At 53.2% G+C, this 20367-nt stretch carries 22 protein-coding genes and 1 pseudogene; 13 read left to right on the forward strand and 10 right to left on the reverse strand.

Going from position 1 to position 20367, the window contains the following annotated elements:
- Window positions 1–13 precede the first annotated feature (13 nt).
- From gatB to HA41_RS14530, 6 genes are all read left to right on the forward strand, one after another.
- The gene (gatB, locus tag HA41_RS14505; protein WP_094121367.1) at window positions 14–298 is read left to right on the forward strand and encodes a PTS galactitol transporter subunit IIB; all 285 of its coding nucleotides are present in this window, start codon (window positions 14–16) and stop codon (window positions 296–298) included.
- Window positions 299–302: 4 nt separating this feature from the next.
- On the forward strand, window positions 303–1685 hold the full coding sequence (locus HA41_RS14510) for a PTS galactitol transporter subunit IIC (RefSeq protein ID WP_094121368.1): 1383 nt from the start codon (window positions 303–305) through the stop codon (window positions 1683–1685).
- A 39-nt stretch (window positions 1686–1724) separates the two neighbouring features.
- On the forward strand, window positions 1725–2789 hold the full coding sequence (locus tag HA41_RS14515; protein ID WP_094121369.1) for a zinc-binding dehydrogenase: 1065 nt from the start codon (window positions 1725–1727) through the stop codon (window positions 2787–2789).
- The gene (locus HA41_RS14520) at window positions 2789–3643 is read left to right on the forward strand and encodes a tagatose bisphosphate family class II aldolase (RefSeq protein ID WP_094121370.1); all 855 of its coding nucleotides are present in this window, start codon (window positions 2789–2791) and stop codon (window positions 3641–3643) included. The genes HA41_RS14515 and HA41_RS14520 overlap by 1 nt, the downstream gene beginning before the upstream one ends.
- Before the next feature lie 23 nt (window positions 3644–3666).
- On the forward strand, window positions 3667–4038 hold the full coding sequence (locus HA41_RS14525) for a hypothetical protein (protein ID WP_094121371.1): 372 nt from the start codon (window positions 3667–3669) through the stop codon (window positions 4036–4038).
- A gap of 121 nt (window positions 4039–4159) precedes the next feature.
- Entirely contained in the window at window positions 4160–4384 is a 225-nt protein-coding gene (locus HA41_RS14530; RefSeq protein WP_244175128.1) for a hypothetical protein, read from the forward strand.
- 113 nt (window positions 4385–4497) lie between these two features.
- On the opposite strand, the gene katE is transcribed toward HA41_RS14530, so the two are convergent.
- Complete coding sequence (gene katE / locus HA41_RS14535; RefSeq protein ID WP_094121373.1) at window positions 4498–6762, reverse strand: catalase HPII; 2265 nt, start codon at window positions 6760–6762, stop codon at window positions 4498–4500.
- A 195-nt stretch (window positions 6763–6957) separates the two neighbouring features.
- Here katE and HA41_RS14540 point away from each other — a divergent pair, with 195 nt between their 5' ends.
- Both HA41_RS14540 and zinT read left to right on the forward strand, forming a co-directional pair.
- Entirely contained in the window at window positions 6958–7371 is a 414-nt protein-coding gene (locus HA41_RS14540) for a VOC family protein (RefSeq protein WP_094121387.1), read from the forward strand.
- Between the two features lie 86 nt (window positions 7372–7457).
- Complete coding sequence (zinT, locus tag HA41_RS14545) at window positions 7458–8108, forward strand: metal-binding protein ZinT (protein ID WP_094121374.1); 651 nt, start codon at window positions 7458–7460, stop codon at window positions 8106–8108.
- 107 nt (window positions 8109–8215) lie between these two features.
- Here zinT and HA41_RS14550 read toward each other — a convergent pair whose 3' ends face one another.
- Window positions 8216–8392 (reverse strand): con-10 family general stress protein, encoded by a 177-nt coding sequence (locus HA41_RS14550; protein WP_031377378.1) that lies wholly within the window; start codon window positions 8390–8392, stop codon window positions 8216–8218.
- A gap of 154 nt (window positions 8393–8546) precedes the next feature.
- On the reverse strand, window positions 8547–8912 hold the full coding sequence (locus HA41_RS14555; RefSeq protein ID WP_094121375.1) for an MmcQ/YjbR family DNA-binding protein: 366 nt from the start codon (window positions 8910–8912) through the stop codon (window positions 8547–8549).
- Window positions 8913–9013: 101 nt separating this feature from the next.
- On the opposite strand from HA41_RS14555, the gene HA41_RS14560 reads away from it, so the two are divergent.
- Complete coding sequence (locus HA41_RS14560) at window positions 9014–9982, forward strand: apurinic/apyrimidinic endonuclease family protein (protein ID WP_094121376.1); 969 nt, start codon at window positions 9014–9016, stop codon at window positions 9980–9982.
- 51 nt (window positions 9983–10033) lie between these two features.
- Here the strand turns inward: HA41_RS14560 and HA41_RS14565 are convergent, their stop codons facing one another.
- The 3 genes from HA41_RS14565 to HA41_RS14575 form a co-directional block, all read right to left on the reverse strand.
- Window positions 10034–10897: a glucose 1-dehydrogenase gene (locus HA41_RS14565; protein ID WP_094121377.1), complete on the reverse strand. Its 864-nt coding sequence runs from the start codon at window positions 10895–10897 to the stop codon at window positions 10034–10036.
- An 89-nt stretch (window positions 10898–10986) separates the two neighbouring features.
- Window positions 10987–11835 (reverse strand): manganese catalase family protein, encoded by an 849-nt coding sequence (locus tag HA41_RS14570; protein ID WP_094121378.1) that lies wholly within the window; start codon window positions 11833–11835, stop codon window positions 10987–10989.
- Between the two features lie 290 nt (window positions 11836–12125).
- Entirely contained in the window at window positions 12126–12383 is a 258-nt protein-coding gene (locus tag HA41_RS14575) for a biofilm development regulator YmgB/AriR family protein (RefSeq protein WP_094121379.1), read from the reverse strand.
- 538 nt (window positions 12384–12921) lie between these two features.
- Between HA41_RS14575 and HA41_RS14580 the strand changes: the two genes are divergently transcribed.
- The gene (locus tag HA41_RS14580) at window positions 12922–13146 is read left to right on the forward strand and encodes a hypothetical protein (protein WP_094121380.1); all 225 of its coding nucleotides are present in this window, start codon (window positions 12922–12924) and stop codon (window positions 13144–13146) included.
- 93 nt (window positions 13147–13239) lie between these two features.
- On the opposite strand, the gene HA41_RS14585 is transcribed toward HA41_RS14580, so the two are convergent.
- Window positions 13240–13491 (reverse strand): hypothetical protein, encoded by a 252-nt coding sequence (locus HA41_RS14585; RefSeq protein ID WP_094121381.1) that lies wholly within the window; start codon window positions 13489–13491, stop codon window positions 13240–13242.
- Window positions 13492–13814: 323 nt separating this feature from the next.
- Here HA41_RS14585 and umuD point away from each other — a divergent pair, with 323 nt between their 5' ends.
- Both umuD and umuC read left to right on the forward strand, forming a co-directional pair.
- A complete protein-coding gene (gene umuD / locus HA41_RS14590; RefSeq protein ID WP_094121382.1) occupies window positions 13815–14234 on the forward strand; it encodes a translesion error-prone DNA polymerase V autoproteolytic subunit in 420 nt (139 codons plus the stop codon).
- A gap of 2 nt (window positions 14235–14236) precedes the next feature.
- Window positions 14237–15505 (forward strand): translesion error-prone DNA polymerase V subunit UmuC, encoded by a 1269-nt coding sequence (umuC, locus tag HA41_RS14595; RefSeq protein ID WP_094121383.1) that lies wholly within the window; start codon window positions 14237–14239, stop codon window positions 15503–15505.
- Window positions 15506–15840: 335 nt separating this feature from the next.
- Here umuC and HA41_RS21790 read toward each other — a convergent pair.
- A pseudogene (locus HA41_RS21790) lies at window positions 15841–15933 on the reverse strand (transposase); the annotation flags it as partial.
- Between the two features lie 795 nt (window positions 15934–16728).
- On the opposite strand from HA41_RS21790, the gene HA41_RS14605 reads away from it, so the two are divergent.
- Window positions 16729–17721 (forward strand): zinc-dependent alcohol dehydrogenase family protein, encoded by a 993-nt coding sequence (locus tag HA41_RS14605; RefSeq protein ID WP_094121388.1) that lies wholly within the window; start codon window positions 16729–16731, stop codon window positions 17719–17721.
- Window positions 17722–18150: 429 nt separating this feature from the next.
- Here the strand turns inward: HA41_RS14605 and HA41_RS14610 are convergent, their stop codons facing one another.
- Together HA41_RS14610 and HA41_RS14615 are read right to left on the reverse strand one after the other, a co-directional pair.
- Window positions 18151–18957 carry a helix-turn-helix transcriptional regulator gene (locus HA41_RS14610; RefSeq protein WP_244175129.1) on the reverse strand — a complete coding sequence of 269 codons (807 nt, stop codon included), beginning with the start codon at window positions 18955–18957 and terminating at the stop codon, window positions 18151–18153.
- A 329-nt stretch (window positions 18958–19286) separates the two neighbouring features.
- Window positions 19287–20162: an MBL fold metallo-hydrolase gene (locus HA41_RS14615; RefSeq protein WP_094121384.1), complete on the reverse strand. Its 876-nt coding sequence runs from the start codon at window positions 20160–20162 to the stop codon at window positions 19287–19289.
- Between the last annotated feature and the right edge of the window lie 205 nt (window positions 20163–20367).

The following is a 20367-nucleotide window of genomic DNA, read 5'->3' on the forward strand; positions in this document are numbered from 1 at the left end:
CCCGGAGAAAATAATGAAACGTAAAGTCATCGTAGCCTGCGGCGGTGCCGTTGCCACTTCAACCATGGCCGCCGAAGAAATCAAAGCGCTCTGTGAGGAAAACGGCATCACGGTCGAGATCGTGCAGTGCCGCGTTAACGAAATTGAAACGTACATGGACGGAACGGACCTTATCTGTACGACGGCCCGCGTGGACCGCAAGTTTGGTGACATCCCTGTCGTGCACGGCATGCCGTTCATTTCCGGGGTGGGCATTGATGCTCTGCGTGAAAAGATCCTGACAGCGTTGCAGGGGTAAGCCTATGTTTACTGAAATCATGCGTTACATCCTCGATCTTGGCCCGACGGTTATGCTACCGATCGTGATCATTATTTTCTCCGTCTGCCTGGGCATGAAGCCAGGCGACGCCTTTAAATCCGGGCTGTTTATCGGCATCGGCTTTGTCGGTATCGGTCTTGTGATCGGGCTGATGCTGGACTCCATCGGGCCGGCAGCAAAAGCCATGGCGGCAAACTTTGAGATAGGCCTGGACGTCGTGGACGTGGGCTGGCCAGGCTCGTCGCCGATGACGTGGGCATCCCAGATTGCGCTGGTTGCTATTCCTGTCGCGATTGCCGTCAATATCCTGATGCTGGTCACCCGCATGACGCGCGTGGTGAACGTGGATATCTGGAATATCTGGCACATGACATTTACCGGCGCAATGATGCACCTGGCTACCGGCTCTTACTGGCTGGGTATTCTGGGCGTCGTGTTGCATGCGGCTTTCGTCTACAAGCTGGGCGACTGGTTTGCGCGTGACACCCGAAACTACTTCGACCTGGACGGCATCGCGGTGCCGCACGGAACCTCCGCTTATATGGGGCCGGTAGCCGTACTGGTTGATTTTATCATCGATAAAGTGCCGGGCCTGAAGCGCATTCACTTCAGCGCGGACGACGTGCAGAAGCGCTTTGGCGCATTCGGTGAGCCGGTTACGGTGGGCTTTATCATGGGTATCATCATCGGCTTACTGGCGGGCTATGATGTGAAGGGCGTGCTGCAGCTCGCCGTGAAAACGGCGGCCGTTATGCTATTAATGCCACGCGTAATTAAACCCATCATGGACGGACTGAATCCGATTGCTAAGCAGGCTCGTAAGCGTCTGCAGGCTAAATTCGGTGGTCAGGACTTCCTGATTGGTCTCGATCCCGCGCTGCTGCTGGGTCACACCTCCGTGGTATCAGCCAGTCTGATTTTTATCCCGCTGACGATCCTGATTGCTGTACTGGTTCCGGGTAACCGCGTGCTGCCATTCGGCGACCTCGCGACAATTGGCTTCTTCGTCGCCATGGCCGTGGCGGTACATCAGGGCAATCTTTTCCGCACCCTGATTTCCGGCATCATCATTATGAGCATGACGCTCTGGATAGCGACCCAGACCGTCGGCCTGCATACCCAGCTTGCCGCTAACGCCGGCGCGCTGAAAGCAGGCAGTCAGGTCGCGTCTATGGACCAGGGCGGCTCCCCGATTACCTATCTTCTCATTCAGTTCCTGACCTGGCAGAACGCGACCGCGCTGGCTGCGATAGGCGTGGTCTACCTGACTGGCGTCTTACTGACGTGGCGCCGCGCGCGCGCGGCTGTGAAAGCCGAACAGCAGGAAGCCGCGACCCTTTCCGCTGGCGGTTCCTTATCTAAATAACTGACGGGGGAGACCCTCGTCTTCCCGGAGATTATTCCAATGAAATCTGTTGTGATCCATGCCGGAGGCAGCGTTACGGTCGAAGACACACCGCTGCCTCAGATTGAAGCCGGGGATGACGTGCTGGTGCAGGTCATCTGCTCCGGACTCTGCGGTTCTGATATTCCGCGTATTTTTCACGAAGGCGCACATTTTTACCCCATTACGCTGGGGCATGAATTTTGCGGCCGCGTCGCCGAAACCGGCGACAACGTCTTGGATCCTGAGCCCGGCGACCTCGTAGCCTGCGTGCCGCTGCAGCCCTGCTTTGATTGCGAAGAATGCAGCCGGCAGCTCTGGTCCCAGTGCCGTCACTACAGCTTTATCGGTTCGCGCAGCAACGGTGGCAACCGTGAATTTATCACCGTGCCGCGCCAGAACCTGTTCCGCCTGCCGGCGGGTACCTCACCGGTGGAAGGGGCCTTTTTTGAGCCCATGACCGTAAGCCTGCATACCATCGAACTGGCTGGCGGCTGTCGCGACAAGGAAGTCATTATTGTCGGTGCCGGTACGATTGGTCTGCTGGCTATGCAGTGTGCAAAAGCACTCGGCGCCCGCTCCGTTACCGCGATTGATATCAACCCGGAAAGACTGGCGCTTTCCCGTCGCCTGGGCGCTGATTATGCGTTTAACAGCGCAGAAATGACGGCGGAAGATATTCGCAGCGCGATGTACAGTCGTCGTTTCGATCAGCTCATTCTGGAAACAGCTGGGGCACCGCAGACCGTAGAGCTCAGTTTTCAGATTGCCGGCCCGCACGCACAGGTGGGGCTGATTGGCACCCTGCATTGTGACCTCAACCTGAGCAGCGCCACCTTTGGTCAGATCCTGCGTAAGGAGCTGAAGGTGCTGGGCAGCTGGATGAATTACTCCGGCGCGTGGCCGGGTGTGGAGTGGGAGCAGGCCACGCACCTTTTTGAAGCGGGCCAGATAGACCTGTCAGCACTGATTGCCGTTCAGGGAGACGCAGACATGTATGCGACAGCCGTCAGCGAGCTCAACGGCAAACCCATGAGCGGAAAAATCATGCTCGACTTTTCAGGTGAAAAAGAAGGACAGTCATAATGTATCTTGTTTCTAACCGCGCCATGCTTATCAAGGCACAGCAGGAAGGTTACGCCGTTCCTGCATTTAATGTACACAACCTGGAAACGGTGCAGGTGATTGCCGAAACGGCAGCAGAAATGCACTCTCCGGTTATTATGGCCGGCACCACCGGGACTTATAAATACGCCAGTCCGGGTTACCTGGTCGCCATCTGCGAACAGGCAGCACGGAAATACGATTTACCGATAGCATTGCATCTTGACCATCATGAAGATCTTGCGGACATAGAAACCAAAGTGAAGGCGGGCGTACGCTCCGTGATGATCGATGCGTCACGTTTTCCGTTTGAGCAGAATATTGAGAGAGTCGGGCAGGCGGTCCGCCTGTGCCATCGCTACGATGCCAGCGTTGAGGCGGAGCTCGGGCGTCTGGGCGGTCAGGAAGATGACATCGTCGTGGATGAAAAAGAGAGTTTCTTTACCGATCCGGATAAGGCGGGCGAGTTTATCCTGCGCACGGGAATTGATTCACTGGCCGTGGCCATCGGCTCAGCGCACGGTATGTATCAGGGCGAACCCAGGCTCGATTTTGAGCGTCTCGCGCTGATCCGCGACAACGTTGATATTCCCCTGGTGCTGCACGGTGCGTCTGGCATTCCGGAAGCGATGCTGCGCCGCGCCATTGAGCTCGGAATCTGTAAGGTGAACGTGGCAACCGAGCTGAAAATTGCCTTCTCTGACGCGGTCAAAGCCTTCTTCCATGAAAATCCGGGCTCAAATGACCCGCGTGAGTATATGGAGCCCGGCAAAAAAGCCATGAAAGAGGTTGTCCGGGATAAAATCCGCATGTGCGGCAGCGCGGACAGGCTTTAACCCTTTAAACGGAATGAGAGCGTATGGACATTCATACTGTCAGAATTATGCGTTGCTTTTATTACAGCCTGCGGGCCTCTGTCAGGCCTCATAAAAAACATGCGCTCTTCACAACTCTGCAGGGCCGGAAAAATCATATTGCACGCTGGCTGAACTCAGCTCGTAGCATGCAGTTGTTCAGTAAGGTCATTCAGAAGGATATTGAATGGCTGCCTGAGCAGATTCATCTCGTGCATCCGGATAGACTGGGGTCACGGCTGCAAAAGGTTTATCTGAATGCGAGTTTCATCTGCTTAACCGCCGGTATCTGTAGCAGTATCCGCGAACTCTTGTTCGTGAATCCCGAGTCAATGCCGCTGGCGCAAAGGTCCGTTTTTCTTGCCTGCCCGGTTTAGTGCATTCTGCAATTTCACTGGGCGCAGCATCCGATTCCGGTTATGTTGAAATTTCAAATCGTGACTGCAAAGGAACTCATCATGCCCGATTTTTTCTTTTTTCAAAAAAGGCCGTCAGCTGGTGGCTGCCGACCGGAAGGACACCGCGGCAGCCGAACGGCTTAAGGCTGACGGCTACCAGAAACAGTTTGAGGAAATTAACGCGCCAGATGCGGAGCGGGCGCTGATCAGGTTGCAGGATATCCGTAAGGATGCCGCCGATCTTGAATATGGTTTCCTGACCGGCGGGATATTTGGCATCGTCACCTTACTGTTCGGCGAAAACCGGGTCAAAAAGACCCAATAATCCGTGCATGTTTTCGACACCGCGTTGTCTGACGACCGGATCCTGATCAAAAAAAACCGCCCCGAAGGGCGGTTTTTACTGAGGATATAACGCGCAATAGCGCGTCGTGATCGTCAGGCCGGGACCGACAGCGCTTTCTGGCTGCGTGACCAGACGCGGTGTGCCTTCATCGCCTGGATAAAGTCCGCCATCAGGGCACCTTCTGCTTTATCAGCCTGCACAATGCCTTCTTCTTGCTCCGCTTCCTCCAGACCGAACTGCGCCTTGAAGCGACGGGCGTCGCCTGACAGACCAATTACTTTCAGATGCTTGTAGGCTTCCAGCAGGAAGTAACGGGCATCACCGCTTAACAGCAGGGCGTCGATGTTGCCATCCGGCACGATAACGGCGTCAAAGGTCAGTGACGGCAGACCGGCGAAGGTCGCATCAATCGGCAGCACCGAACCATCATCGGCGCGAACCTGGCCCATGTGCGCGGCCAGCAGTTTGGTATGCACACCCACCGCTTTCAGTTCCTGCATAATTGACAGCACATCCGCCGCTTTTACGCCATCACTGATCAGTAACGCCACCTGACGGCCTTTGATCTCGCCATCCGGGATGGCGTAGAGGCTCAGGCTGTCATCTTTGGTCAGGCCGTTGACCGCTTTTGGTGGCTGGATATTCAGCTGATCGGCGGTCAGGGCGATACCGAGATTATCCGCCACGCCTTTTGCCAGGCCGAGATCGATGCGCGCCAGATGATCAACTACCCGCTCACGGATATAGGCCCGCGCCACTTTACTCAGCTCAAACGAGTAAGCGCCGATAATATGCTGCTGTTCGACCGGCGTCTGGCTCATCCAGAACAGGCGCGGCTGAGCATAATACTCACCGAATGATGGGCTGCGCTCGCGCACTTTGTGGCCCTCAACGCGCTCCTGGTAGCTTTCAAAACCGCCACCTTCGGCTGCTGGCGGGGTTTCACGTGGCCAGTTATCGTTGATCGAGTTCGGCTCGTAGTTGGCCGGGTTGGTGTCAATATCCTGACGGTGCATCCCCTGACGCTGGAAGTTATGGTACGGACAGGTTGGACGGTTGATCGGGATCTCGTGGAAGTTCGGTCCACCGAGGCGGCTGATCTGGGTATCGGTATAGGAGAACAGACGGCCCTGCAGCAGCGGATCGTTGGAGAAATCGAGGCCTGGTACGATATGGCCTGGGTGGAATGCCACCTGTTCGGTCTCGGCGAAGAAGTTATCCGGGTTGCGGTTAAGCACCATCTTACCGACGATCTCAACCGGTACCAGCTCTTCCGGGATCAGTTTGGTGGCGTCCAGAATATCGAAATCGAATTTAAACTCATCTTCTTCCGGGATCAGCTGCAGGCCCAGTTCATATTCCGGGAAATCACCTGCTTCAATCGCTTCCCACAGATCGCGACGATGGAAATCGGGATCGCGGCCGGTCAGTTTCTGCGACTCATCCCACAGCAGCGAGGCTTTGCCTGCCACCGGCTTCCAGTGGAAGCGGACAAAGGTCGCTTTGCCTGCAGCATTAATCAGGCGGAAGGTGTGGATACCAAAGCCTTCCATGGTGCGATAGCTGCGCGGAATGCCGCGGTCAGACATCGCCCAGATGACGTTGTGCATGGTTTCCGGCTGCAGCGAGACGTAATCCCAGAAGGTGTCATGGGCACTCTGGCCCTGTGGGATTTCGTTGTGCGGCTCGGGTTTTACCGCATGCACGAAGTCAGGGAATTTATGTGCATCCTGGATAAAGAACACCGGGGTGTTATTGCCGACCAGGTCAAAGACACCTTCTTCGGTATAAAACTTGGTGGCGAAGCCGCGAATATCACGCACCGTATCGGCGGAACCGGCACCGCCCTGTACCGTGGAGAAACGCACAAAAACCGGCGTAACCTGATTCGGATCGCTGAGGAACTGCGCCTTAGTCAGATCTTTTAATGAGCGGTAAGGCTGGAAATAGCCGTGCGCCGCTGAGCCGCGCGCATGCACGATGCGCTCCGGAATACGTTCATGGTCAAAGTGCGTGATCTTCTCACGCATAATAAAGTCTTCCAGCAGCGTCGGCCCACGCGAACCGGCCCGCAGCGAATTCTGATCGTTGGCGATGCGGGTGCCCTGGTTAGTGGTAAGCGGGCTATTGGTGCCGTTTTTACGGCTGGCGTTGAGCTGGTCGAGTTTGGCATTGTGGGTCTGAGGGGCTTTCAGGCTGCCGGGTGCGGTAGGTTGTTTGCCTGGCGGGGTCGGTTCGGCTGGTGGCTGATGTGAACCATCCTGCGGTGCCAGCGAACCCAGACCCGGTTCTGACGATTCCGGGCCGGTGGTGGGGGCGCGGTGGCTCAGTTCTTTCTTCTCTGTTTCTTTCGACATTAATCCATGCTCCAGCGGTTATTTTACTTTCGACGACACTAAATATAGAACAACCTGACCAATGCTGGGGTTAAGGCGTCACTTTAAGTGCAATCGCCGTGCTTATTTTTAACCGACTAAAATAGAACATTCAGCCGGCAGGGTATGCTGGCGTTTCGCTTATTACGGAACAACATTCATTATCTGGAGGCGGGTATGCTGAGTTATCTGTTTATTGGTGCGAATGATGTAGCGCTCTCTGGTCACTTTTATCGGGCAGTGCTGCTGCCGCTGGGTTATCTCGCTGAGCCTGATGGCGAACAGCTGATCTTTTCGCTGCCGGAGGTGCCCGATCGGCAAAATGGACCGGGTGCCGTCTATATTGCAAAGCCGTGGAATGGCGAAGCCGCACAGCCGGGTAATGGCAATATGGCGGGCTTCCGGGCGCCGACACGTCAAAGGGTTGACGAGCTTTATGCCGCTGGCTTGCGGGCCGGGGGCACAGATGAAGGCGCGCCCGGTATTCGGGAACGCTATAACCCGAATTTTTACGTGGCTTATCTGCGCGATCCGGCGGGGAATAAGCTGGCATTATTCTGTAATGATGACCCGGCCTGCGCGTCGGTTTAATTGCCGTCAGGGTGCAATTCGTGATTGAAGTTAGAAATGTTATATCATAACATTTCATTTTGTAACTTCTATTGAGGATCGCGACATTGGCAAATCATACAGGTAAGTGGGCGATGGCGCTGGGCGCGCTATTCATCAGTCAGCAGGTGGCAGCGCACGGCGGACATTCGCACGGTAAACCGTTATCCGCTATGGAGCAGAAAGCGGCGGAAGGGGTGTTCGCGGATGCGGATGTCAAAGATCGTCCATTGACTGACTGGGATGGCCTGTGGCAGTCGGTCTATCCGCTGCTGGAAAGCGGCGAACTGGATCCGGTATGGCAGAAGAAGGCGCAGCAGGATAGCAGCAAAACCGCCGCGCAATACAAAGCCTATTACCGTAAAGGCTACGCCACTGATGTCGACACCATTGGCATCGAAAATGGCGTGATGGAATTTCACATCGGCGAGCAGGTCAGTGCCTGCCACTATCGTTATGCCGGTCACAAGATCCTGACCTATGCGTCCGGGAAGAAAGGGGTGCGTTACCTGTTTGAATGCCCCGATGCTGACAGTAAAGCGCCGAAATATGTACAGTTCAGCGATCATACGATTGCACCGCGCAAGTCAGCGCATTTCCACATTTTTATGGGTAACCGTTCGCAGCAGGCTTTACTCGAGGAGATGGATAACTGGCCGACCTACTATCCGTATCAGATGACCAATGCGCAGGTAGTGGATGAGATGCTGCATCACTGATACCTCGCTTCATTCTCTGACAGACCCGCGCCCGTAACGGCGGGTTTTTTATGCGGGACAGGTCGCCACTCCCTGGCGTACAAAATCCTAAAGCGCTTCACTCAGATCTACTTCGAGGTGCGCCGGCTGACTTTACCGCCTTTCCGGCCAGCTTCCCTGGCTCTTTCAGGATCGTTCTTGAAATTGCCTCCGCTGGCTTTGCCACCGGCACTTCCAGCTTCACTGGCACGGTCCGGGTCATTGGCAAAGTTGCCTGCACCACCCCGGTATTTCTGTTGTGTCATAGAAAGGCCTCGTATCAGGTTCCGTAGATAAGAAGGACTAGCTAGTCACAGGGTTAAGTTTAGTTTGCCGGCTGGATTATGCCAGCAAAAGGGCAGAATGGTCGCCGATTCCGCTCATCTAATTCTTTGATTATACAGCTAAATAAGGGAGGGTTCAGCCAACCCAGACCGGCCGGCGCGAGGCGGGTATTCCTTTCACCACCTGCTGATAAGACTCTTCAGTCAGCTGCTGAATCAGGCCCGCTGACAGCGCGTCGCCAGGGTAGACGGTGATCCAGTGCCGCTTATTCATATGGTAACCAGCGGTAATGGTGGGATAGATGGCGCGGTGCAGTTCCGCCTGCTGCGGCTGGCATTTCAGGGTAATGATCGGCACACCCCGCAGCGTGGTCAGCAGTAAAAACACCTTACCGCACACTTTATACACCTGATGTTCCGGCCCAAATGGGTAACTGCACCCGGCGGCAGGCAGCCGATCGGCGGTCTCAATAGCGATACGCTGGATATCAGCACCCTGCATAGCAATTCTCCTTTTATCCGGTAAATGTCAGAAAGCCCGGCCTGACTGGCTGAGTCCCTGAGGCCTGTTACACTTCTGATAAGCATAAATCAGGAGCAGACATGAAATTAGGCTTTGCATGTAAGTATCTCAACAGCGATGGAATACAGTTTTTCCCGTTCCGCGCCACCACGCGTAAACGGTTTCTGAGTTTACCGCACGAACAACGTAATCAACTGATTTATGAGATCTCCGTTACCAATCTCAACCAGCTTTACCTGACGCTGGAGCAGCTGGCAACCTTACCGGAACCGTTAAGGATGATGCGCATCGGCAGCGATCTGCTGCCGCTCTACACCGTGCCGGAGGCGACGCCGCTGTTTGAGGCATTTTTACCCGAGCTCTATCCGCTGTTCGCCCGCTGCGGTGAACTGGCGCGCGCGCATCAGATCCGGCTCTCCTTTCATCCTGGACAATACACGGTACTGGCGTCAGATAATCCTGATGTGGTGACCCGCGCGCTGCAGGATGTGGAGTATCACGCGCTCTGTGCCTGTCTGATGGGCTATGGCAAATCTTTTCAGGATTTTAAGATCAACATCCATATGAACGGTAAGGCGGGGTTCGACGGTTTTAAACGATCGTTCGGTCAGCTGAGTCCGGAAGCGCGCCTGATGCTGACGGTGGAAAACGACGAGATCTCCTGTTCGCTGGATGATGTCCTGCAGGCCGCGGCGCTCTGTCCGGTGGTGCTGGATATTCACCATCACTGGGTGAAAGAGAGCGAGTTTATACAGCCTGACGATGCGCGAATCGCGCCGGTGATCGCCTCATGGCGCGGCGTACGACCGGTGCTGCACTACTCAATTTCACAGGAAGGCATTATTCCGCAACAGGGCTGGCCGGATCAGCAACAGCTGGGCGTGTCGAAAAGCAAGCTGCGGGCGCACTCCGATTACTACTTCAATGACACGCTCAATGACTGGGCGCTGTCGTTTCAGGCGTTCGATATCATGTGCGAGGTAAAAATGAAGAATCTGGCGCGGGAACAGCTCTATCAGTGGGGGAAACAGCAGCAGCGGATAGCGTAACAGCAGCCGCTAAGTTTCCCCTTACCGCACGGGCAGTAAGGGGAAGCGACATCAGATAATCGCGACACCGCCGGTCACGGCAATGGTGGCGCCCGAAATATAGCTGGCTTCATCGCTGGCCAGCATCACATAGGTCGGTGCCAGCTCGGCAGGCTGCCCGGCGCGCTGCAAGGGCACTTCACTGCCGAAATTTTTCACCTGCTCAACCGGCATGGTCGACGGGATCAGCGGAGTCCAGATCGGACCGGGTGCCACCGCGTTGGCGCGGATGCCTTTTTCAGCCAGCATTGCGGCCAGGCTACCGGACAAGTTAACGATGGCTGCTTTGGTCGCCGAGTAGGGCAGCAGTTTCGGTTTCGGCTGATCGGCGTTGACCGAGGCAGTATTAATGATCGAGCCGCCTGGCGGCATATGCGGTACTGCTGCTTTGGTGATGCGAAACAGGGCGTAAAGATTGGTTTTCATCGTCCGATCAAACTCGTCATCGCTGATTTCGTCCAGCGATTCGCGCGTCATCTGAAAAGCCGCATTATTCACCAGAATATTGATCTCGCCGAACGCCTCTACCGCTTTATCAACGAGGGCGGAACAGTGTGCAGCTTCGGTAATGTCGCCTGCCACCAGAACCGCTTTCTGGCCCGCTTCTTCTACCAGCCGGGCGGTATCCTGAGCATCTTCATGTTCATCAAGATAAGAGATCAGGACATCGGCCCCTTCGCGGGCAAACGCAATGGCGACAGCCCGGCCAATGCCGGAATCGCCGCCGGTAATAATGGCTTTTTTACCCGCCAGGCGGCCTGAACCCTGATAACTCTGCTCGCCATGATCGGGCTGTGGCTGCATGGCCGCGGTTTTACCAGGCGGGGTCTGTTGCTGTTCGGCAAAAGGGGGTTGCGGGCGTTGAGTCGATGACATGATTATTCCTCCATAAAAATCTGTTAGCGTAAAACAACCAGTCAGGACCACACCCTGAGGTATGGCCCTGACTGGCACGCCTGCGTCAGTTAAGGCTTCGGTGACGCGATGTCGTTAATCTGCTCCTGCTGCGCACCCGAGCCCGGACGGGCGTTACCCAGCAGCGGCTCATCACCGAGGATCTCCGGTTGCTGTTTGGCGCTGAACTGGCCGTGACCGTCGTAGGCCGGGCCGCTGCTCCAGCGGCCTTCCGGCAGCGGTTTATCCAGTGAAGTGTTCAGGCAGTAGTAAGAGTGCTCCTGCGCCTCCTTATCCTGCGGGAAGCTGTTCGGAATTGGCAGCGAGGCATTCAGGCCGCCCATCTCTTCGATCACCGCCAGCCACTGCTGCTGGTGCATGGTGTCGCGCGCAATCAGGAACGACAGAAAATCCTTCATCCCTTTGTCTTCCGTCATATTGTACAGGCGGGTCGCCAGCACACGGCCGGTGGCTTCCGCGGTCACGTTGGCCAGCATGTCGGCCGCCACGTTGCCGGAAGCGTAGATATGACTCATATCGAAGGGGACACCGTTCGCATTCACTGGCATAGCCGACAGGCCAGAAGAGAGGATATGGCGCGGGTTCATGCCGCCCAGAATCGCATTGACCACCGGGTCTTTGGCTGAAGCTTCCTGGTAAGAGAGTGGTGCGCCCTCAAGGTTAAGTGCCACCGCGTAACCCAGCATTTCGATATGGCTGAGTTCTTCAGTCGCGGTAGAGATCAGCAGATCCCGAATCCGGGCATCGCCACGCGCGCCCATCGCCTGGAAGAAGTATTGCATCGCCACACGAATTTCACCTTCTACGCCACCGATGGCTTGCTGTAACAGCATGGCAAATTCTGGATCTGGTTTCTCGACGCGAACCGGGAACTGGAGTTTTGATGAATGATGAAACATGATTATTTTCCTCGTCAGTGTTTACACTCGATGCAGGAAAAAGCCTGGACAGGGATAGCGAAAAAAGAAAGCGTAACGAGAACAATTAGCCGGGGAGTAAGGGGCGATAAGCGGCAAAAAAGCAGTAAAAGTGGATAAACTGCCGGTCCGTTACTGAGGGGAAATTAACCGGCGAGCAGGGCGCTTATCGCTCGATAAACGGGCGTAAAAAAGCCCCGCAAGCGGGGCAAATTCTGGGAAGGAAAAGCATCCGTGCTAATCAGTGTTCCCTCACAACAGACACAGGATGTTTAGCTGTTACTGGTTGACGCCGCGCTCTGCAGAACATGTTCCAGTGCCTGCCGATAAATATCCTGTTTCACCACGTCACGCTCACTTTCCAGGCGGTGAATCAGGCCCAGTACAATGTCTTTATCGGAAACGTGGGTTTTATATTGCGCGAGTTCAGCATGGACAGCTGCAATCACTTCTTTCTCGCTGGTGACCGGAGTGCCAGAGTTCATGAAGTATTCAGAAATCTGAGACTCTGTATTGATTGTCGTTTGCATATCAGGCCTCATCAAAAGGGGGTCAGTGCGCCAGGTCAGGTCCGGTTAACGGACGACGCAAAAAAAGAGCATCTGAAGGTGGAAATCCACGACACCTTCAGATGCGGTGCAATGCACCTTTCGTTACAAGTGACTTAACATCACGGCGTAAAGCTATACAAGAATGACAAAGTTGTACAACGAAATTCGCAAAAAATTAACTGGTCGGTGCTGTATTTAAAATGCATGTTCATGGAATTTAAACTAAATATGCCATTAATTTTTTTAACTTACAGTCGCTTAAATTTATAATCCGCTATTTATTTATTTTTTTTATCAATATTTTTGACAAGATTTTTTTGCTGAAGTCTGTACCCAGGCCGCCTTTTTCACAAAAAGCTGTACAGGTTTGACCTATGAAAAGCGGCTTTCCTGATAGTGTCAGCGTTCACCATCGTTGCAATCCTGGTCGCCCGACCTCTGAGTCAGCATAATTCACTTCACACCTGTTACTCAGAAGGCTAAGGTTGAGCGCTTACTTAATCAGAAGGAGATGATCATGGTTAATGACTACTTTGCACTTCCGCCTGCGGGCATCACACAAGAACAACATAAGCGCACAGTGGCAGTGGCTGCTGCGCTGGCAGTAGCAAAAGAGTCGGTCAGCGCATCAACCTCGGCGACCGGTTCAAAAACGGCATGGGACCTGCAGGCGGTCGCCAATGAAATTGCTAATCTGGCCGATGCGATTCAGGATGCGCTGGAGAGCGATAGCGAGGTGTAAGCCGGCTGTCAACGCGCTGTCACGTTATGGCCGCTGACTGGCGAGTTTGAGCGCAGGGGAGACCCGGCAACGTCATCGCTGCCGGGTATGGGCTTATTCTATGGATGGCGGCTCATATTTAATGTACTGACGCAGGGTGTCATGGATCGCCCGATTATCCCCTTCATCCAGCCCACGATCGGCATATTCTTTCGCCAGCGCCGCCAGCACATCATCAAATTTACCCTTGTAATTGAGATTATTTAGCGCGATTTGCTGACCCAGGATCGCTTTTAATACGGTGGTCTCAACTTTCAACTGACGGACTTCATTTTCAAGATGCGTGATGCGATTGTCGTCTGACATAACACCTCCATGATTAAAACCGCAGAATAACCATGCCACGTCTGATATTCAAACAGCGGCGGCCGCAGAGAAACTTTGTCGGATTTTCCTTAAGTCAGCATCAATCATTAGCCGTGAAGAATAATGTAAAACCCACGCCAGACAGGACGTGCGGTGATAGTGACCACTTTTTGCTGAATATTACGGCAGAATAAAAAATAAGCCACAAAAAAAAGTGCATTGTCTTCAACCCCTTCGCTTAAATCTTTTCCGTTACGCTTGATTAAAAGGGGACTTCGATATTACTGTGTTTATATACAGTTATCTGGAAAGGGAGTGAAATTGTGGAATTCATCAAACCTGCGGACCTCCGCGCCGTTATGCCATTACCGTTATACATCGAACGCGTTCCCTGCGGCTTCCCGTCACCGGCGCAGGATTATGTCGAACAAAGAATTGATTTGAACGCGCTGATGGTTCAGCGGCCAAGCGCCACCTATTTTGTCCGGGTCAGCGGCGAATCGATGATTGACGCAGGGATTAACGACGGTGACATGCTGGTGGTTGACAGTTCGCTAACCGCCGCGCATGGCGATATTGTGGTGGCTGCCGTCGACGGTGAATTCACGGTTAAACGCCTCCAGCTTCATCCCTGCCTGCAACTGATGCCCATGAATACCCAATTTAAGCCGATCGCCATCAAAACCGAAGATGCGCTTGAGGTGTTTGGCGTAGTGACGTTTGTTATTAAATCGACCCACTAATTATGTTCGCGCTGGTCGATGTGAACAGTTTTTATGCTTCGTGCGAGACGGTGTTCAGGCCCGATCTGCGTGGCAAGCCGGTGGTGGTGCTGTCGAATAACGACGGTTGTGTTATTGCACGCAGCGCCGGGGCGAAAAGGGCGGGCATCAAAATGGGCGCGCCCTATTTTAAAATGCGAGAGGAACTGACGCGCCATGCGGTACAGGTTTTCAGCTCGAACTATGCGCTCTACGCCGATATGAGCCATCGGGTGATGACCATACTGGAAGAGATGGCGCCTTCGGTTGAGATTTACTCGATCGACGAAGCGTTTATGGATCTGACCGGCGTACGCAACTGCATGGTGCTGGAGACCTTTGCCCATCAGGTGCAGCAGCGGGTGCTGAAAGAGACCCACCTGACCGTCGGCGTTGGCATTGCACCCACCAAGACGCTGGCTAAGCTGGCTAATTTTGCCGCCAAGAAATGGAGCAAAACCGGCGGCATTGTCGACCTGTCGAACCGCGAGCGGCAGAAAAAACTGCTGGCGCTGACGGATGTGGCGGATGTCTGGGGCGTGGGAGGCCGTATCGCTAAACGGCTGAATGCGATGGGGATCGAGACGGCGCAGGATTTAGCTGCCCAGAGCACCTGGACCATCCGCAAACATTTTAATGTGGTGCTGGAGCGTACGGTCAGGGAGCTACGCGGTGAGCCCTGTCTGGAGATGGAGGAGTTTGCCCCGGTCAAACAGCAAATCATGTGCTCGCGATCGTTTGGCAGCCGTATCTCAGACTATTCACAGATGCGCCAGGCCATCTGCGCCTATGCGGAACGGGCAGCCGAAAAACTGCGCAAGGAGAAGCAGTATTGCCGGCAGGTCGGCGTGTTTGTCCGCACCAGCCCGCACGCGATCGGTGAAACCTTTTATGGCAATCAGTCCACCGGTCAGCTGCTGACCCCCACCCAGGATACGCGTGACATTATCCGCGTTGCGATGGCGTGCCTGGATAATATCTGGATAGAGGGCCACCGCTACATGAAAGCCGGTATCCTGCTGGGGGACTTTTTCAGTCAGGGCATTGCGCAGCTTAATCTGTTTGATGAGGTCTCGCCGCGGCCTGACAGCGAGGTACTGATGCAGCTGGTCGATAGCATCAACCAGAGCGGCAGAGGCAAACTCTGGTTTGCCGGTCAGGGCATCCATAAAGAGTGGGCGATGAAGCGCGATATGCTGTCGCCGGCCTACACCACCCGGCTGAGCGATTTACCGGTAGCCGTGGTGAAGTGAACCGCCGTGCACGGACTTTTAGCCGATGAAACTCCCGCTCATGGCCTCAGCGTTCTTTCGAGATACAGAGATTGGTCAGTTGGCGAACTTGCGCTTGATCCTCGCACTGTGAACAACCGTCTGGCCTTAATCGTGAGGTTCTGTCGTTGGGCGAAGCAACAAAACCTGATAAAGATGCTGCCCTTCAGTGAAAAAAGAGGCCGGGTTGTTTTCCACTCCGGCCTTCTCAGTCATATCACCCGACAAGGAAAAGAAGGAAGTAAGGCCTCAAAAATGGACCGCGAGCGGAAACGTCTGACCAAGTTTTTGACTAAGGTTCAGGTCAAAGTATGTCATGCCTTAGCCGCGTCAGAGACAGTGTAATCCTGGTCGACAACCAGCTGAGCGGATTCACGTTTGAATTCAGGACTGAAATTTCTTCTTCTCATTGGAGCACCGGTGTTGTTCTGAGGTAAGCATATTACCTCTGTTCAGGTGGCCAGATTCAGTGTGCTACTACACACCCGCAGGCATTTTCAGCGACGCTTCAAAAATAACCGGACGTTCGCTGTCAAAATATGTCCGGATCCGCAGGCTGAACAGAGCAACCGAAACCATTATGACTACGCGATTACGGCTAATGGACATCGGATATGCTTTCGGTTACACAAGCCAGCAGACCCTGGCGCGTGCAGTGTCAGCCTTTGGGATGACACTCACGGAATTGCGCGAACGTGGCAGACTCTGCCACTGGAGTGAAAAAATGAGGGCCCGGCTGGATGCCATGAATCTTATCAGTGCATGAACCTTATCAGTGAAAGATAGTTTTCTGAGATTCCGGCTGAAAAGCCGGTTGGTTATCTCTGGTCATTCCCTGCCCAACCAACTCATAGAAACCTATCACCCTGTACTTTAAATATACTGTACCCAGCCCGTTTCCTTTGTGACGCCTTATCATTATTTTGGTTTTAATTTTAGCCTCTGACTCCATCCGACGGGCAGAGTTTTTTTATGAAAAAAACCTCTCTAAATACCCCAGGTACCCGTTTTTTATTTTAATGATCTATTCATTAAGGTAGCGATTGTTTCATTAAGAGTAATAATGTTTTATGAAAACTGGCTCTTATGTTTTTTTATGCCACGGTTAAGATAAAAGGCAGATGAAGTTCCTCACGTGAAGCTTTTAGAAGAGTGAGTAATATTCAAATACGTCTCATTAAAATCAAACTCAGGAGAGTATGACCATGGCAAGACACGTACGTTTCCACGAAACCGGTGGCCCGGAAGTTCTCAAAATCGAAGAAGTTCAGACACCAGAACCTAAAGCCGGTCAAGTCCGCATCCGCGTACACGCACTGGGTCTTAATCGTGCAGAAAGTATGTACCGTAGCGGGCGCTATGTTATTGAACCAGTATTTCCCGCTACTCTCGGATATGAAGCATCCGGTTTCATTGATGCCGTTGGCGCTGATGTCAAAGATCTGAATGTGGGTGACGCTGTCAGCGTAATCCCGGCCTTTATGTTTGATGAATACGGATTGTATGGTGATTTGGTTGTCGCACCTGCCCGCGCCGTTGTAAAAAATCCGCAGGGCGTGACATGGGAAACTGCAGCTGCAACCTGGATGCCTTACACAACAGCCTGGGGCGCGTTAATCGATATTGCTAAAGTCAGCGCGGGTGACTTTGTGGTACTGGGTGCGGCATCGAGCAGCGTTGGCCTGGCCGCTATGGAGATCGCTTACAGCGTTGGTGCAACACCTATCACCATTACCCGTAAAGATGAGAAAATTCAGGAACTGCAGAATGCAGGTGCTAAACATATTCTGCAGGTAGGTGTGCATGATATTGAAAAAGAGATCCTGGCCCTGACCAATGGTAAGGGAGCCCGCGTTGTATTCGACCCGGTAACGGGTCCGGATTTTGAAAACATAATCAAAGCAACCTGCAAAGACGCAATTGTCTTTATCTATGGAGCACTGAGTCACGATGCCACTCCTATTCCGGTAATGCACGTGCTGGGCAACCACACCACCATTCGGGGTTATGAATTCATTGAAGTCACTGCAGATGATGAAAAACTTGCACGAGCAAAAAAATTCATTACTGAAGGAATGGCCGCCGGAAAATTTAAAGCCAAAATTGCAAAGACCTTTAAGTTTGAAGAAATTGTTGAAGCGACCAAATATCTTGAGTCCAACGCTCAGTTTGGCAAGGTTATCGTCACCATTGACTAACTGGTCATTCAAAAACACCGGATAATCAGGTCGTGACAAGAAATCAGATTAAAGCCAACGCCTTCATGCGTTGGCTTTTTTTGTCAGACTTTGTACTGCAAGGTTGATTTCTACCTCAGGAATAAGTCGAAAGAAACGGTCACTCCTCTGCTTCAACCACAGCATCAGGCCCCTCCTGCGGAGTGAGGGTTCTCTGAGGCAAATATTATTCTGCCGGCTTTCAGTTTATGAATCGCCACAGGTTTTACAGCCCACAGCATGAGCGAAGACGATGATCGTAAATTGCAGTAAGTAAAATCTGCTCAGCGCTGAGGGGGATTCTGTTTCAGGCTTCTTCAGGAACGTCCGGTCCTTCAGCGGTGAGTTGCTTATTAGAATCTTGAAAGAAACAGATGAGGGCGCTGATGTTCTGTTTATCAGAATCAGCCCTCAGCGAAAACCAGATGGTTCTATTCCATAACGCTCATTAAACTGTCTGCTAAAGCTTGCTACGGAGCTGTAACCGACGCGCGCAGCAACAGTTTTTACAGGCAGTTCCGACGTCATTAGAAGCTTCAGGGCTTCGGCAATACGTGCATCCGCAATCACTGAACGCAGACTGGTCGATTCGCTCGCAAGATGTCGACGAAGCGTTGGGCCACTGAGACCCGTCAGCTCTTCAATTTCTGCAGCATTCCACGGATGGCCAGGCTTTTCCGCTACCATCTGGCGGATTTTCATGGCCAGGCTGGGTTGTCTGGCTCGTAATAAAGCATGGTGCCCCATACCATATAACCACAGCACCACCTCAACCATTGCATGTAGCGAAAGCGGGCGCTTTCCTTCGCGCATAGCCTTAGTCCATCTTGTAAGTGGTGACAGCAGTGAAGATACTGAGACGGCCGCAATATTGCCGGTATCCTGTGGGGGCGGAGCGGACAGCAACAGCCTTGCTGCTTCAAGCTGCTCTTCGTTAAGAACGACGCTCAGCGCAACAAATTCGCCGCTTTGATCAGAGGGAGCATATTCAATATCAATACTCCTTGCGTTGGGAATAACCAGTATTTCCCCTGGAAGTACGCTGCGCCATTCATTTTGGTCCCGGTAACGGAATTGCCCCTCCAGTGGAAAGGAAAGGGTGGCCCCCTCAACCTCAAATTTTTTTACCTGATGCGTCTGTTCTGCACGCAGGCAGTCGCATGGTAAGGGCAAATGAGATCGTGCCAGGCTGAGAAGCTCAGCGAGGAGATCATCCACAGGGGCCTCTGGAAATCTTATAGTCTGCATATTCATCGGGAAGTCTTCACTTTTCCGCCATTTTAAACCGCCATATGAAAAAGCATACAGCGGCAGATGCGGTTATCTGTTCCCGGATGTCAAATACAGTCCGGCAATGGTTGTATCTTGCCCGTAATCACATCAAGCATAATGACTTCACCGAACAGAAGCACGGCTTCAGCCGCGCTCAGATTGGCAACACGTTAAAACCAGGAAGCTGTTTTTTGTTGCATCACTGCTTTACGTCATAAAAAACAAAACCATTACGGCCAGTCCGGCGACGCTGTTATACCCGGAAAAGAGCAAGCTCAGACAGCAGGTGACCAGAGATCATAATTCAGCGCATAGCTGCTGCCATCCCGGACAACTTTACCTGTAGTTGGCAGGTTAAAGTGCATTCCGCTTACGGCCAGGTTATCACTTGCCGCACGGTCAAGCAGTTTGCCCCTGACGGCAGCTGCGGCTGTAGGATCGCTGTCGAATGCAATGGTAACGTCAGGCTGAGCAACCTGGATGTGAGGGAAATGCACAATATCGCCCCAGATGAGCAACGATTCTTTTTCATCGCCCAGCAAATATCCGCTGTGGCCCGGTGTGTGACCGAACAGCTCTACGGTCTGAATACCCGGCAGAATGGCTTCTTCGCGAAAAGGAACCAGTTTATCGCCGTAAGCATTAAAAGCATTTTTTGCCACTTCAAAGAAGGGCTTAAACGCATCAGGCGCGCCGGCTGAAATGGTTTCGTCGCGCCAGAAAGCGAGTTCTTTTTCATGAACGAAGAGCTGCCCGACATTACGGAACACCGGTGTCTGCAGAGGGCCCGCAAGACCACCGATATGATCCGGATGTGCATGAGTTAGTAAAATGGTATCGATAGCGAGTGGGTCAATGCCTGCAGCTGCCAGGGCAACCTGAAGGCGACCGCCCCAGCCATTAATACCGCCAGCACCACTGTCTACCAGAATGGTACGGTCAGGGGTCTGGATTACATAAACGTTGATATTGATACGAGGCACTACCGGTGCGCCACGCTTCTGAAGGAGTGCCTCAGCACGAGAGCCATCAATACCAGATAGCAGTTCAAAGGATACGTCCAGATAACCATCACTCAGCATGGTCACAGTCATGTCGCCCACTTTTTTGCGATTGATGGCCGGTGCCTGCCAGTTCTGTTGAGAAATCATGTGTTACTCCGTTGCGATGAAGTGATTACAGGAAAATTACCTGACAATCGTAACGAATATCCAGAGATTAACTGCTCAACCTGCTACGCGAAACGCTCAGGTAACATTATCGTGAGATCAGATTTCACATGTTTGCCTTACCTGGTGGCATCTCGCCGAATGCAATCATGTGTACCTCCGCAAATAAGATGAAAGTATCAGCGGC

Source organism: Pantoea conspicua, assembly GCF_002095315.1.
Classification (GTDB): domain Bacteria; phylum Pseudomonadota; class Gammaproteobacteria; order Enterobacterales; family Enterobacteriaceae; genus Pantoea; species Pantoea conspicua.